This is a genomic window from Bradyrhizobium sp. 191 (genome assembly GCF_023100985.1).
Lineage (GTDB): Bacteria > Pseudomonadota > Alphaproteobacteria > Rhizobiales > Xanthobacteraceae > Bradyrhizobium > Bradyrhizobium diversitatis.
In genome coordinates, this window is the sequence record NZ_CP064692.1 from 2,427,104 (window position 1) to 2,444,358 (window position 17,255).

General features: G+C 65.9%; 12 protein-coding genes and 1 pseudogene. 9 read left to right on the forward strand and 4 right to left on the reverse strand.

Annotated features, from left to right (window positions below):
- The first annotated feature begins 28 nt into the window (after positions 1 to 28).
- The 4 genes and pseudogenes from IVB23_RS11225 (at position 29) to IVB23_RS11240 (ending at position 7,265) form a co-directional block, all read left to right on the forward strand.
- Positions 29 to 2,443 (forward strand): phosphoketolase family protein, encoded by a 2,415-nt coding sequence (locus IVB23_RS11225; RefSeq protein WP_247803527.1) that lies wholly within the window; start codon positions 29 to 31, stop codon positions 2,441 to 2,443.
- 2 nt (positions 2,444 to 2,445) lie between these two features.
- A complete protein-coding gene (locus IVB23_RS11230) occupies positions 2,446 to 3,636 on the forward strand; it encodes an acetate/propionate family kinase (RefSeq protein WP_247803528.1) in 1,191 nt (396 codons plus the stop codon).
- 83 nt (positions 3,637 to 3,719) lie between these two features.
- Positions 3,720 to 5,648: a hypothetical protein gene (locus IVB23_RS11235; RefSeq protein ID WP_247803529.1), complete on the forward strand. Its 1,929-nt coding sequence runs from the start codon at positions 3,720 to 3,722 to the stop codon at positions 5,646 to 5,648.
- Positions 5,649 to 5,658: 10 nt separating this feature from the next.
- Positions 5,659 to 7,265 (forward strand): annotated as a pseudogene (locus IVB23_RS11240) (PEP/pyruvate-binding domain-containing protein).
- A gap of 79 nt (positions 7,266 to 7,344) precedes the next feature.
- On the opposite strand, the gene IVB23_RS11245 reads toward IVB23_RS11240, so the two are convergent.
- A complete protein-coding gene (locus tag IVB23_RS11245) occupies positions 7,345 to 8,187 on the reverse strand; it encodes an RMD1 family protein (RefSeq protein ID WP_061878496.1) in 843 nt (280 codons plus the stop codon).
- A gap of 322 nt (positions 8,188 to 8,509) precedes the next feature.
- Here IVB23_RS11245 and IVB23_RS11250 point away from each other — a divergent pair, with 322 nt between their 5' ends.
- Both IVB23_RS11250 and IVB23_RS11255 read left to right on the forward strand, forming a co-directional pair.
- Positions 8,510 to 9,085: a hypothetical protein gene (locus IVB23_RS11250; RefSeq protein ID WP_061878497.1), complete on the forward strand. Its 576-nt coding sequence runs from the start codon at positions 8,510 to 8,512 to the stop codon at positions 9,083 to 9,085.
- A gap of 55 nt (positions 9,086 to 9,140) precedes the next feature.
- Entirely contained in the window at positions 9,141 to 10,100 is a 960-nt protein-coding gene (locus IVB23_RS11255) for a helix-turn-helix domain-containing GNAT family N-acetyltransferase (protein ID WP_061878498.1), read from the forward strand.
- A 253-nt stretch (positions 10,101 to 10,353) separates the two neighbouring features.
- Here the strand turns inward: IVB23_RS11255 and moaB are convergent, their stop codons facing one another.
- Complete coding sequence (gene moaB / locus IVB23_RS11260) at positions 10,354 to 10,917, reverse strand: molybdenum cofactor biosynthesis protein B (RefSeq protein ID WP_061878499.1); 564 nt, start codon at positions 10,915 to 10,917, stop codon at positions 10,354 to 10,356.
- Positions 10,918 to 11,133: 216 nt separating this feature from the next.
- The gene (locus tag IVB23_RS11265; protein ID WP_061878500.1) at positions 11,134 to 12,075 is read right to left on the reverse strand and encodes a neutral zinc metallopeptidase; all 942 of its coding nucleotides are present in this window, start codon (positions 12,073 to 12,075) and stop codon (positions 11,134 to 11,136) included.
- Between the two features lie 418 nt (positions 12,076 to 12,493).
- On the opposite strand from IVB23_RS11265, the gene IVB23_RS11270 reads away from it, so the two are divergent.
- The 3 genes from IVB23_RS11270 (at position 12,494) to IVB23_RS11280 (ending at position 14,985) form a co-directional block, all read left to right on the forward strand.
- On the forward strand, positions 12,494 to 13,624 hold the full coding sequence (locus IVB23_RS11270) for a site-specific DNA-methyltransferase (RefSeq protein ID WP_247803530.1): 1,131 nt from the start codon (positions 12,494 to 12,496) through the stop codon (positions 13,622 to 13,624).
- A gap of 227 nt (positions 13,625 to 13,851) precedes the next feature.
- The gene (locus IVB23_RS11275) at positions 13,852 to 14,178 is read left to right on the forward strand and encodes a hypothetical protein (RefSeq protein ID WP_061878502.1); all 327 of its coding nucleotides are present in this window, start codon (positions 13,852 to 13,854) and stop codon (positions 14,176 to 14,178) included.
- Positions 14,179 to 14,304: 126 nt separating this feature from the next.
- On the forward strand, positions 14,305 to 14,985 hold the full coding sequence (locus IVB23_RS11280; protein ID WP_061878503.1) for a glutathione S-transferase family protein: 681 nt from the start codon (positions 14,305 to 14,307) through the stop codon (positions 14,983 to 14,985).
- A 139-nt stretch (positions 14,986 to 15,124) separates the two neighbouring features.
- Here IVB23_RS11280 and IVB23_RS11285 read toward each other — a convergent pair whose 3' ends face one another.
- Positions 15,125 to 17,134, reverse strand: coding sequence for a methyl-accepting chemotaxis protein (locus tag IVB23_RS11285; RefSeq protein ID WP_247803531.1), 2,010 nt, complete (start codon positions 17,132 to 17,134; stop codon positions 15,125 to 15,127).
- Between the last annotated feature and the right edge of the window lie 121 nt (positions 17,135 to 17,255).

Here is a 17,255-nt window from a genome sequence, read left to right on the forward strand (position 1 = left end):
CGATCGCGAAGTGAAGGTCGGCAGGAACATGACAATCCAACAAAAAACGGCCGAAGCGAGCAGCGACCTCGATCTGCTCGATCGCTATTGGCGCGCCGCCAACTACCTCTCCGTCGGGCAAATCTACCTGCTCGATAACCCGCTGCTGCGCGAGCCACTGCGGCCCGAGCACATCAAGCCGCGTTTGCTCGGCCATTGGGGCACCACGCCCGGCCTGAACTTCATCTATGCCCATCTCAATCGCGTGATCCGCGCCCTGGACCTCAGCATCATCTATGTCTGCGGGCCCGGCCACGGCGGCCCCGGCATGGTCGCCAACACCTATCTCGAAGGCAGCTACAGCGAGATCTATCCCGACATCGCGCGCGATGCGGACGGATTGCGCAAGCTGTTCAGGCAGTTCTCCTTCCCCGGAGGCATTCCGAGCCACGCGGCGCCGGAAACGCCGGGCTCGATCCATGAAGGCGGCGAGCTCGGCTACGCGCTGGTGCACGCCTATGGCGCGGCATTCGACAATCCTGATCTGATCGTCGCCTGCGTGGTCGGCGACGGCGAGGCCGAGACCGGCCCGCTCGCCGCGTCCTGGCACTCGAACAAGTTCCTGAACCCGGCTCATGACGGCGCCGTGCTGCCGATCCTGCATCTCAACGGCTACAAGATCGCAAATCCCACCGTGCTCGGACGGATGGGAGATGCGGAGATCCGCGATCTCTTCCGTGGGTTCGGCCACGAGCCGCTGTTCGTCACCGGCGATGATCCCAAATTGATGCACCGTGCCATGGCGGATGCGCTCGATGTCGCACTCGCCAGCATCCGCTCGATCCAGCAGCACGCCCGCGACGGGCGGACAAGCGTCGAGCGGCCGCGCTGGCCGATGATCGTGCTGCGCAGCCCGAAGGGCTGGACCGGCCCGAAGGAAGTCGACGGCAAGAAGGTCGAGGGCTTTTGGCGCGCGCATCAAGTGCCGGTCGCCGGCTGCCGCGAAAACCCGGCGCACCTGAAAGTGCTCGAAGACTGGATGCGCAGCTACGAGCCGGAAAAACTGTTCGACGCGAACGGCGCGCTCGCTCCCGAGCTTCAGGCGCTCGCACCTGAAGGTGTCAGGCGCATGGGCGCCAATCCACATACCAATGGCGGACTCCTGAAGAAAGAGCTGAAGCTGCCCGACTTCCGCAGCTTCGCAGTCGAGGTGCCGCAGCCGGGCGGCACCATCGCCGAAGCGACGCGCGAGCTCGGGAAATTCCTGCGCGACGTCATCCGCCTCAACGCACAACAGCGCAATTTCCGCATCATGGGGCCCGACGAGACCGCGTCGAACCGGCTAGATGCCGTGTTCGAGGCCACCGAGCGCGTCTGGATGGAGCCGATCGAATCCTACGACGTGCACCTCGCCCAGGACGGCCGCGTGATGGAGGTGTTGAGCGAACATCTCTGCCAGGGCTGGCTCGAGGGCTATCTGCTCACGGGACGGCACGGCTTCTTCTCCTGCTACGAGGCCTTCATCCACATCGTGGATTCCATGTTCAACCAGCATGCCAAATGGCTGAAGGTCACGCGCGACCTGCCGTGGCGGCGCCCGATCGCCTCGCTCAACTATCTGCTGACCTCACATGTCTGGCGTCAGGACCACAACGGCTTCAGTCATCAGGACCCCGGATTCGTCGACCTCGTCGCCAACAAGAAGGCGGACATCGTCCGCATCTATTTCCCGCCGGATGCCAACACGCTGTTGTGGATCGCCGATCACTGCCTGCGCACCTACAACCGCATCAACGTGATCGTCGCCGGCAAGCAGCCGGCGCCGCAATGGCTCTCGATGCGGGACGCGGCCACGCATTGCGATGCCGGGATCGGCATCTGGACCTGGGCCGGAACGGAGGATGGAAAGGGCGAGCCCGACGTGGTGATGGCCTGCGCCGGCGACGTGCCGACGCTGGAAACGCTCGCCGCCGTCGACCTCTTGCGCAAGGCGCTGCCTGACCTGAAGATCCGCGTCGTCAACGTCGTCGACCTCATGACGCTGCAACCCAGGGAGCAGCACCCGCACGGCCTCTCCAGCCGCGACTTCGACGGGCTGTTCACGTCGGACAAGCCCGTGATCTTCGCCTATCACGGCTATCCCTATCTCATTCACCGGCTGACCTATAACCGCACCAACCATGCCGGCATGCATGTGCGCGGCTTTGCCGAGGAAGGCACCACGACGACGCCGTTCGACATGGTCGTGCTCAACGGGCTCGACCGCTATCATCTCGCGATCGAGGCGATCGAACGCGTGCCGGGTCTGGCGACCAAGGCCGCGCATGTGAAGCAGCAGTTCCGCGACAAACTGATCGAACACTCCCGCTATGTCCGCGAGCATGGCGAGGACATGCCCGAGATCCGCGACTGGGTCTGGCCGAACAGCGCCGGCGGCGACACGCCGGCCGAAGCCGGCGACTAGCCATGCCGGACACGATCCTCGTCCTCAACTCGGGATCGTCGAGCATCAAGTTCGGCCTGTTCGATGTCTCGGCGGCTGAGCCCACCCTGCTCTGCAAGGGCCTGCTCGACGAGCACGAGGCAAGACCCCGGCTCGTGGTGAAGGGCCCCGCGGGCGAAGACCTGTTCGAGACGCGGAGGGACGCGCCGGATGCCGCCGGCGGCCATCTGTTCGCCGACGTGCTCGGCTTCATCGAGGACCGGTTCGGCGAACGCAGCCTGCGCGCCGTCGGTCACCGCATCGTTCACGGCGGGCCGGATTATTCCGGCCCGGTCGTGCTGTCGGACGACATCACCGCGAAGCTGGAGGCATTGACGCCATTGGCGCCGTTGCACCAGCCGCGCTGCCTTGCGCCGGTTCGCACGTTCGCGGCGATCCGGCCCGGGCTGGCGCAGATCGCGTGCTTCGACACCGCCTTCCACCACGGCCTCATGCCGCCTGCGAGCCGCTTCGCCATTCCCAGGCGATTCGAGGCGCGTGGCGTCCGGCGCTACGGCTTTCATGGCCTGTCTTTCGAATATGTCGCGGGACGCCTGGCCGAGATCGCGCCGGAGCTCGCGACCAGACGGACCGTCATCGCGCATCTCGGCAACGGCGCCAGCCTCTGCGCATTGCGCGATGGCTGCAGCATCGACACCACGATGGGGCTGACGCCGCTCGACGGCCTCGTGATGGGCACGCGCTGCGGCACGATCGATCCCGGCGTGCTGCTCTATCTGCAGCAGCACGAGAACATGTCGGTCGACGAGGTCCAGCACCTGCTCTATCACGAGTCCGGCCTCTTCGGCGTCTCCGGCACCTCCGCGGACATGCGCACGCTGCTGGCGAGCGGCGAGGTTGCGGCGCGAGAGGCGGTTGATCTCTTCAGCTTCCGTGCGGCGCAGGCTGTCGCAATGATGGCGACCACGCTCGGCGGCCTGGACTGCCTGGTCTTCACCGGCGGCATCGGCGAGCACGCCAAGGAGATCCGCGCCGCGATCGGCGAGCGGCTCGCCTGGATGGGCGTACGCATCGATGCCGCCAGCAACGACGCGGCGCGCGGGCGCATCAACGGCCCCGACGGCACCGTCGATGTCTTCGTCATCCCGACCGATGAAGAGATGACGATCGCGCGCCATTGCGCGGCTTTGATCCGTGGACGCCACGTCACGTGACAATTTTATGAATGATCTGCCGCAATGCTGCCGCCGCGGTTTCGCGGCAAAGAGAGCGCATCAATCCTGGTTGCGGACAGATCATGAAGACCCACATCATCGAAGAGCTCGGACAAGGCAGCATCCTGCTGCCCGCGCTGGTGGCGGAAGGGCTCGCCGCCAACGACCGCATCAAGGTGCGGATGAGCGCATTGCAGGCGGCGGCCCAGCATGCGCCGGAGCCTGACCGGCCCGCGCATGGCCTCGCCGTCGAAAGTCAGACTGCAGGCATCGCCCCCGCGGCGATCGCGGCGCTGATCGGCGGCGCCCGTCTGATCGGACAGGGCCGGCTCGCGGCCCCCGATCTTGCGGAGCTGATGCAGGAGATTGCGGACGATGCAGCGACCATGATCCGCGCCGTCGGCGCCGGCGCGGTGAGCGAAGGCGAAAGGGCGCAGGCGCGGCTCGAGGCGAGCCGCACAGCCGGCCTGCTCGACACCACCGGCGAGATCGAGATGTCCCGCATCTCGCGCCTGACCGGCGTGGCTGACGCAGGCAGCGACAGCCTGCATCGCCTCGTCATGGACCTGCACAAGCAGCTCAACAGGCTTGCGGCGAACTGCTCGGAAGAAGCGCTCGACGGCGCCCATGTCTTCGGCCTGCACAGCGAGGACCGGCCGGCCGTCGCCGCCTTCATGAAGGGCCTGAACGCGACGCGGGGTCTCAAGTTCAACCATCCAGGCCTCGACACCATGGCTACGCGCGCCGGCGGCCGGCTGCTGATCCAGAACGACATCGGCACCACGGACGCCCATGTCGTCGTGATCGCGGTGAAGAAGAACGCGGTCACCATCACCTACACCGACGTGCATCTGGCGCGGGCGAAGTTCTTCATCTCGCTGTTCGACGCGTTCGAGGTAACTTGGAGCGGCCTTGATCGTCACACCGCGGCCGGCCTCGGCGAAGACAATTCATTCTATCTCGTCACCGGGCAGCACCAGGCCGACCACGCCGCCGATCGCAACGAATTCCTCGCCGCGCTCGGTGCCGCACTGGTTTTCCTGATCGACTGGAACAAGGCGCGCAAGCTGCTCAGGACCTGGGTCGCCAAGGATGACGCGGCACGCATCCTCGAATGGGCTGCGCGTCAGCGGATCGGCCATCGCGGCTTCCTCGAGCTCGGCGGCAACGATCTGCTGGGCTCGGCTGTCCGGAACGCGGCCCCCACACGGATCGGCTTCGGCGAGCGGCTCGACCAGGCGCTCGGCCGCAACGCTGCAATCGATTTTCTGAAGGCATCTCTGCGCGCCTCCACCGAGGCACTGCTTGCGGGCCGCTCGGTCAGGACGGTGCGCGACCAGATCGAGGCCGACCTGATGCGGCACCTCGATCGCGTCGATGGGACTCTGCTGGCAGCCGTGCTGCGTCAGATCGGTCTCGCCCACGATCTCGTCGCGGCGATCTCGCGCCATATTGCCGCGCTCCGCGCGAACCAGCCCGTCGACGGCAAGCTGTTGACGCAACGCTGCGGCGCGATCGAGCAGAAGGCCGACAGAATCGCGATCGAGAGCCGCAACGAGGTCGACCGCCTCAATGCCCGCCCGCTGATCGGACAATTGATCGATCGCGCCGAGGAAGCCGTCGACGAACTGGAGCAGGCCGCATTCATCGCGGCGCTGATGCCGGAAAGGACCGATCCATCCCTGCTGGCATCGCTGGTCGAGCTTTGCACGGTGGCAGAGACCGCAACCGAAGTGGCCGCGAGCGGCGTCGCGGCTGCGATCGACGTCCCGGAGGGACGGCGCGCCGATTCCGAGGACGCGCTCTCCGCCGTGACCCGCCTGATCGACGCCGAGCACGCCGCCGACCGCCGCGAACGCGCGATCACTGCACTGGTCTTCCGCGGCGGCTTCGACGTCGCGACCTCGCTGTCGGTGATCGAGCTCGCCCGCGCCGTCGAGCGTGCCACCGACCGCTTCGCCGCGTTCGGCCACCTGCTCCGCCGTCACATCATGATCGATCTCGCAGCTTGAGGAAGCCACCATGCATATCGTCCGTATCGGCGCTGACGCCGCCGAATTGCGGCCCGCCGAAGAGATCGGCGCCAAGGCCGCCAATCTCGCCCGCATGGCGGCGCTGGGCCTGCCGGTGCCGCCTGCGTTCGTGCTCCCGGTCAAGCTCTGCGCCGACATCATTGCCGGCCAAGCGCAGGCCACGCGATACCTGCGCGATGGCTTGAAGGAGGGAATCTCGTTCCTGGAGGGCGCCACCGGAAAGCGCTTCGGGGACCGCCGGCAGCCGCTCCTGGTGTCGGTGCGCTCGGGGGCGGCGCGATCGATGCCGGGCATGCTCGACACTGTTCTCAACGTCGGCTGCACGGTCGATGCCGTGCACGGCCTGATCCGTGCGACCGGCCGGCCTCGGCTCGCCTGGGATTGCCGCCGCCGTTTCCTGGAGAGCTTTGGCGAGACCGTGCTCGAGCTCGACCCGGCCGCCTTTGCCGCCTGCATCTCGGAACTCGTCGCAGCCGAAGACGCCGGCAGCGACCGTGAGCTCGACAGCGAAGCGCTCGAGCGGCTCGCCAGCCGCGAGCAGGCGCTGGTCGAGGATCGCGCCGATGCCCCGCTGGAGGCGCCTTCGCGCAGCTGGAGGCGGCGGCCCAGGCGGTCTATCGCTCCTGGATGAGCGAGCGAGCGCTGACCTATCGAAGCCTCCAGCACCTCGAAGCGCTCGAGGGTACGGCCGTGACCGTGCAGGCGATGGTGTTCGGCAATGGCGGTCTTGCCTCCGGCGCGGGCGTGGCATTCTCGCGCGATCCGTCCACGGGCGCGCGTCGTCCGATGATCGACCTCGTCCTCGATGCGCAGGGTGAGGACGTGGTTTCCGGAAGACGCACACCTGACACGGCCGAGGCGATCGGCCGCGAGCTGCCGAAACTCGAATCGGAACTCGGCGATATCCTGAGGCGACTCGAGCACGCATTCGCCGACGTCCAGGACGTCGAGTTCACGGTCGAGAACGGCAGGCTCTGGATCCTCCAGACCCGCACCGCCAAGCGCACGCCGCGGGCCGCCGCCAGGATTGCGATCGATCTCGTGCATGACGGCCTGATCTCGCAGGACGAGGCCTTGGAACGGATTGCGGAGATCGACCTCGCCTCGCTCACCGAAACCAGATTGGTTGCTCCGGGCAGGCCAGCTGTGACCGGCATCGGCGCCTCCGGCGGCATCGGGATCGGACGGGCGGCATTCTCGTCCGAAAGCGCCCAGCGCCTCTCGGCGGCGGGCGAGCCGGTCATCCTGCTGCGTCCCGATACCAGCACCGCCGACGTCGCAGGCTTCGCGCTTGCCGCCGGCATCGTCACGTCGGTCGGCGCGCGCACCTCGCATGCGGCCCTGGTGGCGCGGCAAATGGGTAAGCCCTGCGTGGTCGGCTGCCGCGAACTGAAGATCGATCCCGTCGCGAAGCGGGCTCAGCTCGGCCAAGTCAGCTTTGCCGAAGGCGAGTGGATGACGATCGAGGGCGATGCCGGAGAGCTCTATCTCGGACGCTGCGAGACGATCCGGACACGGCCCGAAGCCGAGCTTGCCGAGATCGCCACGTGGCAGGCGCAATCCGGTCAACATGGTCGGCGCGCCGCCGCGCCTTGAAGCGCGATGAGATTCGGATGAATCGCCGTCGCGCTTTAGGTTTTCCGGAAAATCGCTTCGCACTTTTCCAGATCATGCTTTAGTGACCGCGGCCGGTCAGGAGCTGAAAAGTCCCCATTGCGACCTCGATCAGGATCAGCACCACGACGGCGATCTCGAGGCGGAGCGAGCGCTGGGTGTCGATGATGTCGGTGAGCGCGTTGGCGGTCTCCGACACCGCGGCAAGCTTGCGCTCGAGCGTGTCGAGGCGCTCCTTCAGCTCGTACTCGTCCTCCAGGCGCGAATAGAGACGATCGAGCTCGGGCTTCTCCCAGAGCACGTCGGGCTTCTCGGCGATGGCGACGCGGCCGGCGACGCGCTGCTGCACCAGCAGCGCATTGCCGATCAATTGCAGGATGCCCTTGCGCCGTTGCGGCGTGCGGCCGTGTTCGGCGAGCTCGCGTGCAAACGGCTCGATCACGTCGAAGACCGCGGCGACGCGCCGCTCGTCGCGCGCCAGCGACGTGCTCTTGGCGAGCGCATCGGCAACCAGCAACAGCCGGTCGTCGGAGAATTTGGCAAGGCAGATCGGCCCGCCCGGCTGGATCGCCTCGGCAGCCTCGTCGTGGCAGAGCTGCGCCTGCGCGATCTCCTCCTCGTACGGGCTGAGCTCTCCGGTCACACGCGACTTCAGGTTGTCGATGAGGACCTTCTCCTCGGACGGAAGCAGCCCGATCAGCACGACGACGCCGTAGCGAAAGATCACGGCAAGGCCGGCATGGACGCGGAAGGCGGCCGGCGTCGAGGACACCAGGGTTCCGATCTCCAGCCCTGACGCATTGATGCGGTCGCCCAGCATCAGCGCCCGGATCCGCAAGGTCGGCGCAGTCCCCTGCTTCGGCGACGCTGGCGCCGCGCCGACGGCGAGTTGATCGGCGCTCATGTGAGGCCTCTCCCGGGACCAAGATCACACATCTTCGTTGACCTATGTTGCAAGCTGCATCCTCGTCTGAGAGGGACCGACTGCCCGTGCGCAGCGAAATGTCCAAGAAGCTTCGAGTTAATACGGCCGGGATGAGCTTGTGCCGAAACATTCGGCAATATTTCCAGCCCGCACGTGACACTTTTGGTTGCGACGACTGGCTGCGGTTTACCATCGCATGCCGAAGCGCCGCCGGAAAGTTGCACTCGGCAACGCTACGGGTTTATGACAACATCATATAAAACTACGCTTCTCCCGAAGTGCAGACACTGAAGCCTCAATCATGCTGAGCGTCATCATTCCGACCGAAGGTGTCGAGCAGACGGCGGTCGCAACTCTGGCCGCGCTGGTCCCCGGCGCCGCCGCGGGCGTCATCCGGGAGGTCCTTCTGGTCGACCGCACGCGCAATGGCGTCATCGAGCGCGTTGCCGACGTCGCAGGCTGCCGCTTCATCACGTTCGAGGGACACTCGCAAGGCGCCGCGCTCGCCGCCGGCGCGCTCCAGGCCCGATCGCCCTGGCTGATGTTCCTGCCCGCGGGCGCCGTGCTGGAAACCGGCTGGATCGAGGAAACCACCCAGTTCATCCAGGCGGTCGCCAGTAGCGGCCGGGATCGTGCGGCCGTGTTCCGCTATGCACGTTCGCCTTACGCCGATACCACCTTCCGCGACATCGTCTGGACCGTGGCGCGCAAGCTCGGCGGTCCGCTCGGCGATCAGGGCCTGTTGATCGCGCGTGATCATTACGACCGGATCGGCGGCTACCCGCCCCAGGCCCGCCATTCCGAGGCGCGGCTGCTCCGGCGGCTCGGCCGGTCGTCCCGGACCATGCTGCGCAGCCGGATCGTCATGGTCGGCTGAGATACTTGCCAACGTCAAATAATCGATTGACAATGGCAAATATCGAGGTGATCCCATGCCGTCCCAATTATCGCCATCAAGCCCAGCTGCCGAATGCGTCGCCGACGACCAGATCGCAGCAGTCCGCGCCTTCAACCGCTTCTATACCCGCAGGCTTGGCGTACTCGACCAGCACCTTGGCAAGAGCCCGTTTTCGCTCAGCGAGGCCCGTGTGCTGTATGAACTCGCGCATCGCGACGAGCTGGCGGCGAAGGAGATCGGAAACGAGCTTGGTCTCGACCCCGGCTATCTCAGCCGCATCATCCAGAGCTTCGACGAAAAGGGGTTGATCACGCGAAGGCCCCTGCCCGCAGATCGCAGGCAATACCAGCTCAGCCTCACCGCCAAAGGCCGCCAGGCTTTCGCCAAGCTGAACCTGAGCTCGCAAAACGAGGTTGCCGCAATGCTGGCCCGACTTTCGGCCAGCGATGCATCGCGGCTGACACAGGCGATGGCAACCATCGAGGCCGTGCTGGAGCAACGCCGAACCCAGCCCGCGGCTGTCATGCTGCGCAGCCATCGCGTCGGCGACATGGGCTGGGTCGTCTCCCGGCAGGCTGCCGCCTATGCCGCGGACTACGATTGGGACATCAGCTACGAGGCGCTGGTCGCCGAGATCTGCGCGCAGTTCATCAGGAACTACGACGCCGCGCGCGAGCACTGCTGGATCGCAGAGGTCGGCGGCGAGCCGGTCGGCTCGGTGTTCCTGGTCAAGGCCACGGACGAGATCGCAAAACTCCGCCTGTTGCAGGTGGAGAAGAAGGCACGGGGCCTCGGTGTCGGCCGCGCGCTGGTCGAGCAGTGCATCCAGGGCGCACGCGAGCGCGGCTACAGCAAGATGACGCTGTGGACGCAGAGCATCCTGGTGGCCGCGCGCGGCATCTATCAAAGTGCGGGTTTCAGGCTCGTCGCCACCGAGCCGCATCGCAGCTTCGGGCAGGATCTTGTTGGGGAGACCTGGGAACGGGATCTATGAGCTTGCTGCCGGCGAAATGCGCATCGTGGCGAGATGCGCATTGATGTGCCCTCTCCCCTTGTGGGAGAGGGCGTCTCCGCTGGCTGACACAGATTCGCTTGGGTGAGGGGTATGCCTCCGCGAGCGTCAGTGCATGTGGATAGCACCCCTCATCCGGCGCTTCGCGCCACCTTCTCCCACAGGGGAGAAGGGAGGAAGTGCGTGCGAAGAAGTGCGAGCCTCGATCAGCTAGACATCATCCGCAACAACGCGCCTACACCGTCGCGCCTTGCGCCTTCGGCCGGCGCAGGTGCTCGTCCAGCCGTGGCATGATCTCGACGAAATTGCAGGGGCGCGTGCGGTAGTCGAGCTGGGCTGCGAGGATGCCGTCCCAGCCATCGCGGCAGGCCCCCGGCGAGCCAGGAAGACAGAAGATGTAGGTCGCACCCGCAACGCCCGCGGTGGCGCGGCTCTGGATGGTCGATGCGCCGATCTTGGCATGGCTCAGCATGTGGAACGCGATCGAGAAACCGTCCATGCGCTTCTCGAACAGCGGCTCGATCGCCTCCGGCGTGACGTCGCGTCCGGTAAAGCCGGTGCCGCCGGTGGTGATGACGACGTCGACGCCGCCATCTGCAATCCAGCGGCGGATCACGGCGCGGATCGCCTCGACATCGTCGGTGACGATCTCGCGCGCGGCGAGATGATGACCCGCAGAGGTGAGACGATCGACCAGGGTCTGGCCGGACTTGTCGTCCGCAAGCGCGCGCGTGTCGGACACGGTGAGCACCGCGATGTTGAGCGGGATGAACGGCTTTGCTTCGTCAATCGGGGCCACGACTTCACTCCTGCTTCCCAGCTATCGCCGTCATCCTGAGGTGCTCGCTCTGCGGTGCAAGCGCACCGCGGGGCGAGCCTCGAAGGATGGGCCAGGGGCTCCGCCATCCTTCGAGGCGCGCAAGGGCGCACACCTCAGGATGACGCCACTACTCCCGGATTCCTGGACGCGCTTTGCGCATCATAGTTCACGTTACGCACGTCCCGGAGCGAAAGGCTACAACGCTCCCGCGCCGAACGTGTTGCAGGCCTGGACCGTGCCCTGCTGGTAGCCGGTCATGAACCATTGCTTGCGTTGCGCCGCCGAGCCGTGGGTGAAGGAGTCAGGCACGACGCGGCCGGTCGACTGGCGCTGCAGCGTATCGTCGCCGATCGCGCTCGCCGTGGTCAGCGCAGCCTCGATGTCGCCGGGCTCCAGGAAGTTCGGACGCTTCTTCGCCTCGCGGTTGACCCAGACGCCGGACAGGCAGTCGGCCTGCAATTCCACCTTCACCTGGAGCGCATTCGCCTCGGCCTTCGAGCCGACCTGCTGCTGCAGCCGCGTCACGCGCGGAATGATGCCGAGCAGGTTCTGGATGTGATGGCCGGCTTCATGCGCGATGATGTAGGCCGTCGTGAAATTGCACGCCGACTTGCCGGAGCAGCCGCGAAAGCGTGTCTCGACTTCGCGGAAGAAGGCGGTGTCGAGGAAGATGGTCCGGTCGGGCGGACAATAGAACGGCCCCATCGCCGACTGCGCCATGCCGCAGCGGCCGCCGTTGGTGGCGTTGCGGAACAGCACGATCTTCGGACCGGTGTAGGACTGGCCGCTGGCCTGGAAGATCTCGCTCCAGCGATCATCGATCTCGCCGAGGATGCCGGAGATCATGCTGCCCATCTCGTCGGTCGGCGCGCCGCGCTTGCCCGAGGACGCCTGGCGATCGGTCTGGTAGGTCGGCGCATGGCCGCCGCCGGTCAGAATCTCGGCGCCGCCGATCAGGATGCGTGGATCGATGCCAAAGGCGTAGCCGACCAGGCCGAGGATAATGATGGTACCGATGCCGAGCCCGCCGCCGCCGATCGGCAGGCCGAACCCGCCTCCTCCGCCGCCGCCAAAGCCACCACCTTCGTCGCGACGATCCTCGATGTCGTCGCTGCGGCGGAAGTCATCGTAGCGCATGGCGGCTTTCCCTCGGGGGTCCCTGATTCAGTTTCGACGGCGCACAACTAGGCGAGAAGCTCAACGCGCCACACAGGTAAAATTTCCGTTGCGTTTATCAATATCGTGGCCGGCAAAAATTGCCTAGTGCGACAGCATGGCGATGCCAGCAATTTTTTCCGAGGGTCGAGCAATTTTTTCCGAGAGAAATTTGAGGCCTTCTTGCGGCCATGATTGCTGCAGCGAGCCGAGCAAACGCGAAATACACTGCAAAACACGGCGAATGCGCACAACAACGTTCGCACAACCGGCAAGGCGAGGGCTGCTCGCGAAAGCGGCGGGTTAAGTCGTTTTTTACTTTGCCCCTTCAATGTAACGGCCAGTCGGTTGTTTGGTCCCGCGTCGCCGACAGCGTCGCCTGAGTCAGAGTTCTTGAGTCATGGTAGAGTCGCGTCGCGGGGCGTCTGCAAGGGCGCCCCGCACAAATTTCGAGTCTCCTTCGCATCGCATCATTCTCGGCGATTGCGTCGCCGAGATGTCGAAGCTTCAGGCTGGTTCGGTCGACCTGGTGTTCGCCGACCCGCCCTACAATCTCCAGCTCAAGGGCGATCTCAAGCGCCCCGACGAATCCCATGTCGATGCCGTCAACGACGACTGGGACAAGTTCGATTCGTTCTCCGCCTATGACGATTTCACCCGCGCCTGGCTGCTTGCCGCCCGCCGCGCGATGAAGCCATCGGCGACGATCTGGGTGATCGGCTCCTATCACAACATCTTCCGCGTCGGCGCGATCATGCAGGACCTCGGCTTCTGGCTCCTGAACGACATCGTCTGGCGCAAGACCAATCCGATGCCGAATTTCCGCGGCCGCCGCTTCACCAACGCGCACGAAACGATGATCTGGGCCGCGCGTGACGAAAAAGCCAAGGGCTACACGTTCAACTACGAGGCGCTGAAGGCCGCCAACGAGGACGTGCAGGCACGCTCCGACTGGCTGATCCCGCTCTGCACCGGCGAGGAGCGCCTCAAGGGCACCGACGGCAAGAAGGTCCATCCGACGCAGAAGCCGGAGGGCCTGCTCGCGCGCGTGCTGCTGTCGTCATCCAAGCCCGGCGATCTCGTGATCGATCCCTTCAACGGCACCGGCACCACGGGTGCGGTCGCCAAGCGCCTCGGCCGTTCCTATATCGGCTTCGAGCGCGACAAGACCTACGCCAGGGCGGCCGAGGCGCGCATTGCCGCGGTCGAGCCGCTGCCGGAGGAGAGCCTCGCCCCGTTCATGACCGCGCGCGAAGCGCCGCGGGTGGCGTTCGCCGAACTGATCGAGCGCGGCATGATCATGCCCGGCACGAAACTGTTCGACGCCAAGAAGAAGCTGGGCGCGCTGGTCCGTGCCGATGGCGCCATCATGCTGGGCGATAAGGTCGGCTCGATCCACCGCATCGGCGCCGTGGCGCAAGGCGCGCAGGCCTGCAACGGCTGGACCTTCTGGCACGTCGAGACCAAGAAGGGTCTCAAGCTGATCGACGAGCTGCGCGCCGAGATCCGCGCCGGCATGGCGGCTGAGTAGGCCTCCTCCTCCGTCATTCCGGGGCTCGCCACCGGGTCCGCGCGCAGCGCGGCCCGATGACAGGCTCCGCGAGAACCCGGAATCCATCGAGCCACGTCCCATGCCGCCCAATGGATTCCGGGCTCGCGCCAAGAGGCGCGCCCCGGAATGACAGGGGCGTGAATTGAAAGCCGCGTCAGCCGGGACTACATTTGCCCAATCAGCCCCGTCCTGACCGGTTGGGCTCCATGCGACGACACTCCGAGACATTGCTGCTGGTGCCGCTGCTGCCGATCTTCCTGGCCGGCATGTTTCCGATGTTCCTGATCGCGCTGTTGGGATTTTTCGGGCTCGCGCTGTTCGGCATGCTCGTGATTTGCGTCGGGCTCGCCAGCTCCAACGAGGCGCACGACAATTTCAACCACGACGTCATCGTCCACGGCTACGCACGCGGGCCGGAGCGCGCGGCGCGGGCTTCCGACATGCATCTGGCCGCGCGGCTCGGGCTGCGGCTGGAGGCCGTGGGCGCGGCCATGGTCATTACGGCGACAATCGGCCTTTGTTACGCCGCTTGACCTGCGCACCGCGCAGACACCGCCCGGCAAACTCGGCGGTTGCTCTCCCGCAACGGATTCAGGCAAGACAAGGTCCGCCTAACCACGCCGCGTCCGCGCGCGCAACAGACACCGAGGAGATGCTCGATGCTCAAATTCTATTTCAACGGATCGCCGAACCCGACCAAGGTTGCGCTGTTTCTGGAGGAGTCCGGACTGGCCTTCGAGCCGGTCAAGATCGACACCCGCAAGGGCGAGCAGTTCGCGCCCGAATTTCTGAAGATCAATCCGAACGGCAAGGTGCCGGCCATCGACGACAACGGCACCATCGTGTTCGACTCGAACGCCATCCTGCTCTATCTCGCCGAGAAGACCGGCAAATTCCTGCCCTCGAACCGCGCCGAATTGCTGTCCTGGCTGATGTTCGTGGCGTCGGGCGTCGGGCCGTATTCGGGTCAGGCCGTCCACTTCAAGCATTTCGCGCCGAAGGACCAGAACCACGACTACGCCCATAATCGCTACCAGTACGAGACCGATCGCCACTACAGGATTCTCGACGGTCACCTCCAAGGCCGCCGCTACATGGTCGGCGACAGCTATTCGATCGTCGACATGGCACTGTGGGGCTGGGCGCGGATGGTGCCGTTCAAGCTCGGCGACGACGCCTTTGCGCGATACCCGAACGTGAAGCGGCTCGTCGACGAGATCTCGGCGCGGCCCGCGGCGGCGCGCGCCATCGCCCTGAAGGACAAGTTCACCTTCAAGGCCGAGATGGACGACGAGGCGCGCAGCAACATGTTCAAGCACATGGCGACCAAGGTGGCCTGATCGCTGTAGCAGTCATTCCGGGGCGCCGCAGGGCGGCGAACTGTGGTGCGCAGTTGCGCACCTTAGAATCTCGAGATTCCGGGGTCGATGCTTCGCATCGCCCCGGAATGACGATGCAGCAGGATACGTCCGCTTTCAGTCAGGCTGCGTGGACCGAGCCCAGGAACTTCGCCACCTCCTGCTTCAGCCGGTTGCTGTCGGCCGAGAGCGAGCGCGCCGCCGAAAGCACCTGCGAGGACGCCGATCCGGTCTCGGAGGCACCGCGCTGCACGTCGCCGATGTTGGACGACACCAGCTGGGTGCCCTGGGCCGCCTGCTGGACGTTGCGGGAGATCTCCTGCGTCGCCGCGCCCTGCTGCTCCACGGCGGCGGCCACCGTCGACGAAATCTCCGACAGGCGCTCGATGGTGCCGCTGATCTCCCTGATCGAGCCGACCGACTCCTCCGTCGCTGCCTGGATGCCGGAGATCTGCTGGGCGATCTCGCCGGTGGCCTTCGACGTCTGCTCGGCGAGCGCCTTGACCTCGGAGGCGACCACCGCAAAGCCGCGGCCGGCGTCGCCCGCGCGCGCCGCCTCGATGGTGGCGTTCAGCGCCAGCAGGTTGGTCTGGCCGGCGATCGTGCTGATCAGTTCGACGACGTCACCGATCCGCGCGGCGGCCTTCGAGAGCGCGCCGACGCGCTCGTTGGTCCGGCTTGCCTGACCGACGGCCTCGGTGGCGATGCGGGCGGATTCCTGCACCTGGCGCGCGATCTCGGACACCGAGGACGAGAGCTCCTCGGTCGCCGAAGCGACCGCCTGCACATTGGCCGAGGCCTCTTGCGAGGCGCTGGCGACCTCGGTCGACAGGTCCTGGGCGCGCGCGGCGGTCGTGGTCAACGTACCCGCGGAGGCTTCCAGCTCGTTCGACGCCGATGACACCGTGTTGACGATCTCGCCCACCGCCTGTTCGAACTGGTCGGCCAGCCGGGCCATGTCTTTCTTGCGGTTCTCGGCCTGCCGCGCCTCGAGCTCGGCCTGTTCGGCGCGCATGCGCTCGGTCTCGATCATGTTGTCCTTGAACACCTGGATCGCCTTGGCCATGTCGCCGATCTCGTCGGCCCTGCCGCGGCCGGGAATCTCGACCTCAAGATTGCCGCCGGCAAGCCGCCCCATCGCGCCTGTCATCGAGGTCAGGGGACCGACGATGCTGCGGGCGATCAGGAAGGCGACGATGCCGCCGAACAGGATAGCGAGGCCGCCGGCGATCTCCTGAACGGTCGTCGTTCCGGCGATCACGGATTCAGCGGTGGTCCGCGATTGCTGGTAGTCCTGCTTCAGCGTCGTTTCCGCCACCTTGAGCTTGGCGATGCTGTCGACGATGAGGGGCGCGAGGTTCTTATGGTAGATCTCGTCCGCCTGAAGCATCGCTGCGGAGGTCGCCTCGAACGCCGACTTGTAGATTCCGAGCGAGGTCTTCACCGGCGCCAGCGTGGCTCGCAACTCCGTCGCCTGCGGGCTCTTTTCGAGTGCCGCGAGCCGTTGCGCGGCCCTGTCGACGCTCGCCCTGAAGGTCGCAGGGCCCTGGGTATCGCGAAGTGCGAGAAAACGCCAGTTTGCGATCCTCACGAGCAGGATTCGCGATTCGAGATCGGCGACGAGGGCCGCCGTATCTTCGTCGACGGCGGCGCGCGCCACGTCGACGAGCTTGCCCGTCTTGACGGCCAGATCCTCCCCGCTCGGCAGCAGCGTCGCCTTGCCCGTTCTCGCCTCGTTGACGGCGTCGCCGAGATTGTCACGCAGGCGTCGCATTTTGGCGATGTCGTCGATGAGGCCGTTATAGAGCGCTCGCCGCTCCTCCGAGATCGTCCCCTTCGCGCCGACCCGCAGCAGCTCGGTCGCCGCGGTTTCCCGCTCCGCCGCTTCCTTCATCGCGGATTCGTTGGCGTCGTAGACGTAGCGAAGATTGGCCCGCTGGATCGCCTGAAGGTTGGTCGAGATTTCCAGCACCCGCGCCGTGCTGTCCGAGAGCGCGGATTGTCTTGCGACCTGATCCTGCACGTCCTGCAAATTCCAGACGGCAACCACTGCCATCACGAGACCGACCGCCACCAAGGCCATGAAGCCTGCGTACAGGCGTCCCCTGATCCGCAAACGAAATTTCGGCATTCCCACTGTCCACCCAGATGCATTCCACTTCGGGCGGCCGAACAACGCCGGCGATCGTCACCGGCCACCCCGGCAGCCGCGCGTCGCATTCTCGCGACCCACGCTGCACCGCGACACAATG

Excerpts from the sequence above, each read along its gene's own strand:
- IVB23_RS11235 (WP_247803529.1), top strand. The coding sequence starts at position 3,720 with ATGAAGACCCACATCATCGAAGAGCTCGGACAAGGCAGCATCCTGCTG.
- IVB23_RS11285 (WP_247803531.1), bottom strand. The coding sequence starts at position 17,134 with ATGCCGAAATTTCGTTTGCGGATCAGGGGACGCCTGTACGCAGGCTTC.
- IVB23_RS11280 (WP_061878503.1), top strand. The coding sequence starts at position 14,305 with ATGCTCAAATTCTATTTCAACGGATCGCCGAACCCGACCAAGGTTGCG.
- IVB23_RS11230 (WP_247803528.1), top strand. The coding sequence starts at position 2,446 with ATGCCGGACACGATCCTCGTCCTCAACTCGGGATCGTCGAGCATCAAG.
- IVB23_RS11265 (WP_061878500.1), bottom strand. The coding sequence starts at position 12,075 with ATGCGCTACGATGACTTCCGCCGCAGCGACGACATCGAGGATCGTCGC.
- IVB23_RS11225 (WP_247803527.1), top strand. The coding sequence starts at position 29 with ATGACAATCCAACAAAAAACGGCCGAAGCGAGCAGCGACCTCGATCTG.
- IVB23_RS11270 (WP_247803530.1), top strand. The coding sequence starts at position 12,494 with ATGGTAGAGTCGCGTCGCGGGGCGTCTGCAAGGGCGCCCCGCACAAAT.
- IVB23_RS11245 (WP_061878496.1), bottom strand. The coding sequence starts at position 8,187 with ATGAGCGCCGATCAACTCGCCGTCGGCGCGGCGCCAGCGTCGCCGAAG.
- IVB23_RS11275 (WP_061878502.1), top strand. The coding sequence starts at position 13,852 with ATGCGACGACACTCCGAGACATTGCTGCTGGTGCCGCTGCTGCCGATC.
- IVB23_RS11255 (WP_061878498.1), top strand. The coding sequence starts at position 9,141 with ATGCCGTCCCAATTATCGCCATCAAGCCCAGCTGCCGAATGCGTCGCC.
- IVB23_RS11250 (WP_061878497.1), top strand. The coding sequence starts at position 8,510 with ATGCTGAGCGTCATCATTCCGACCGAAGGTGTCGAGCAGACGGCGGTC.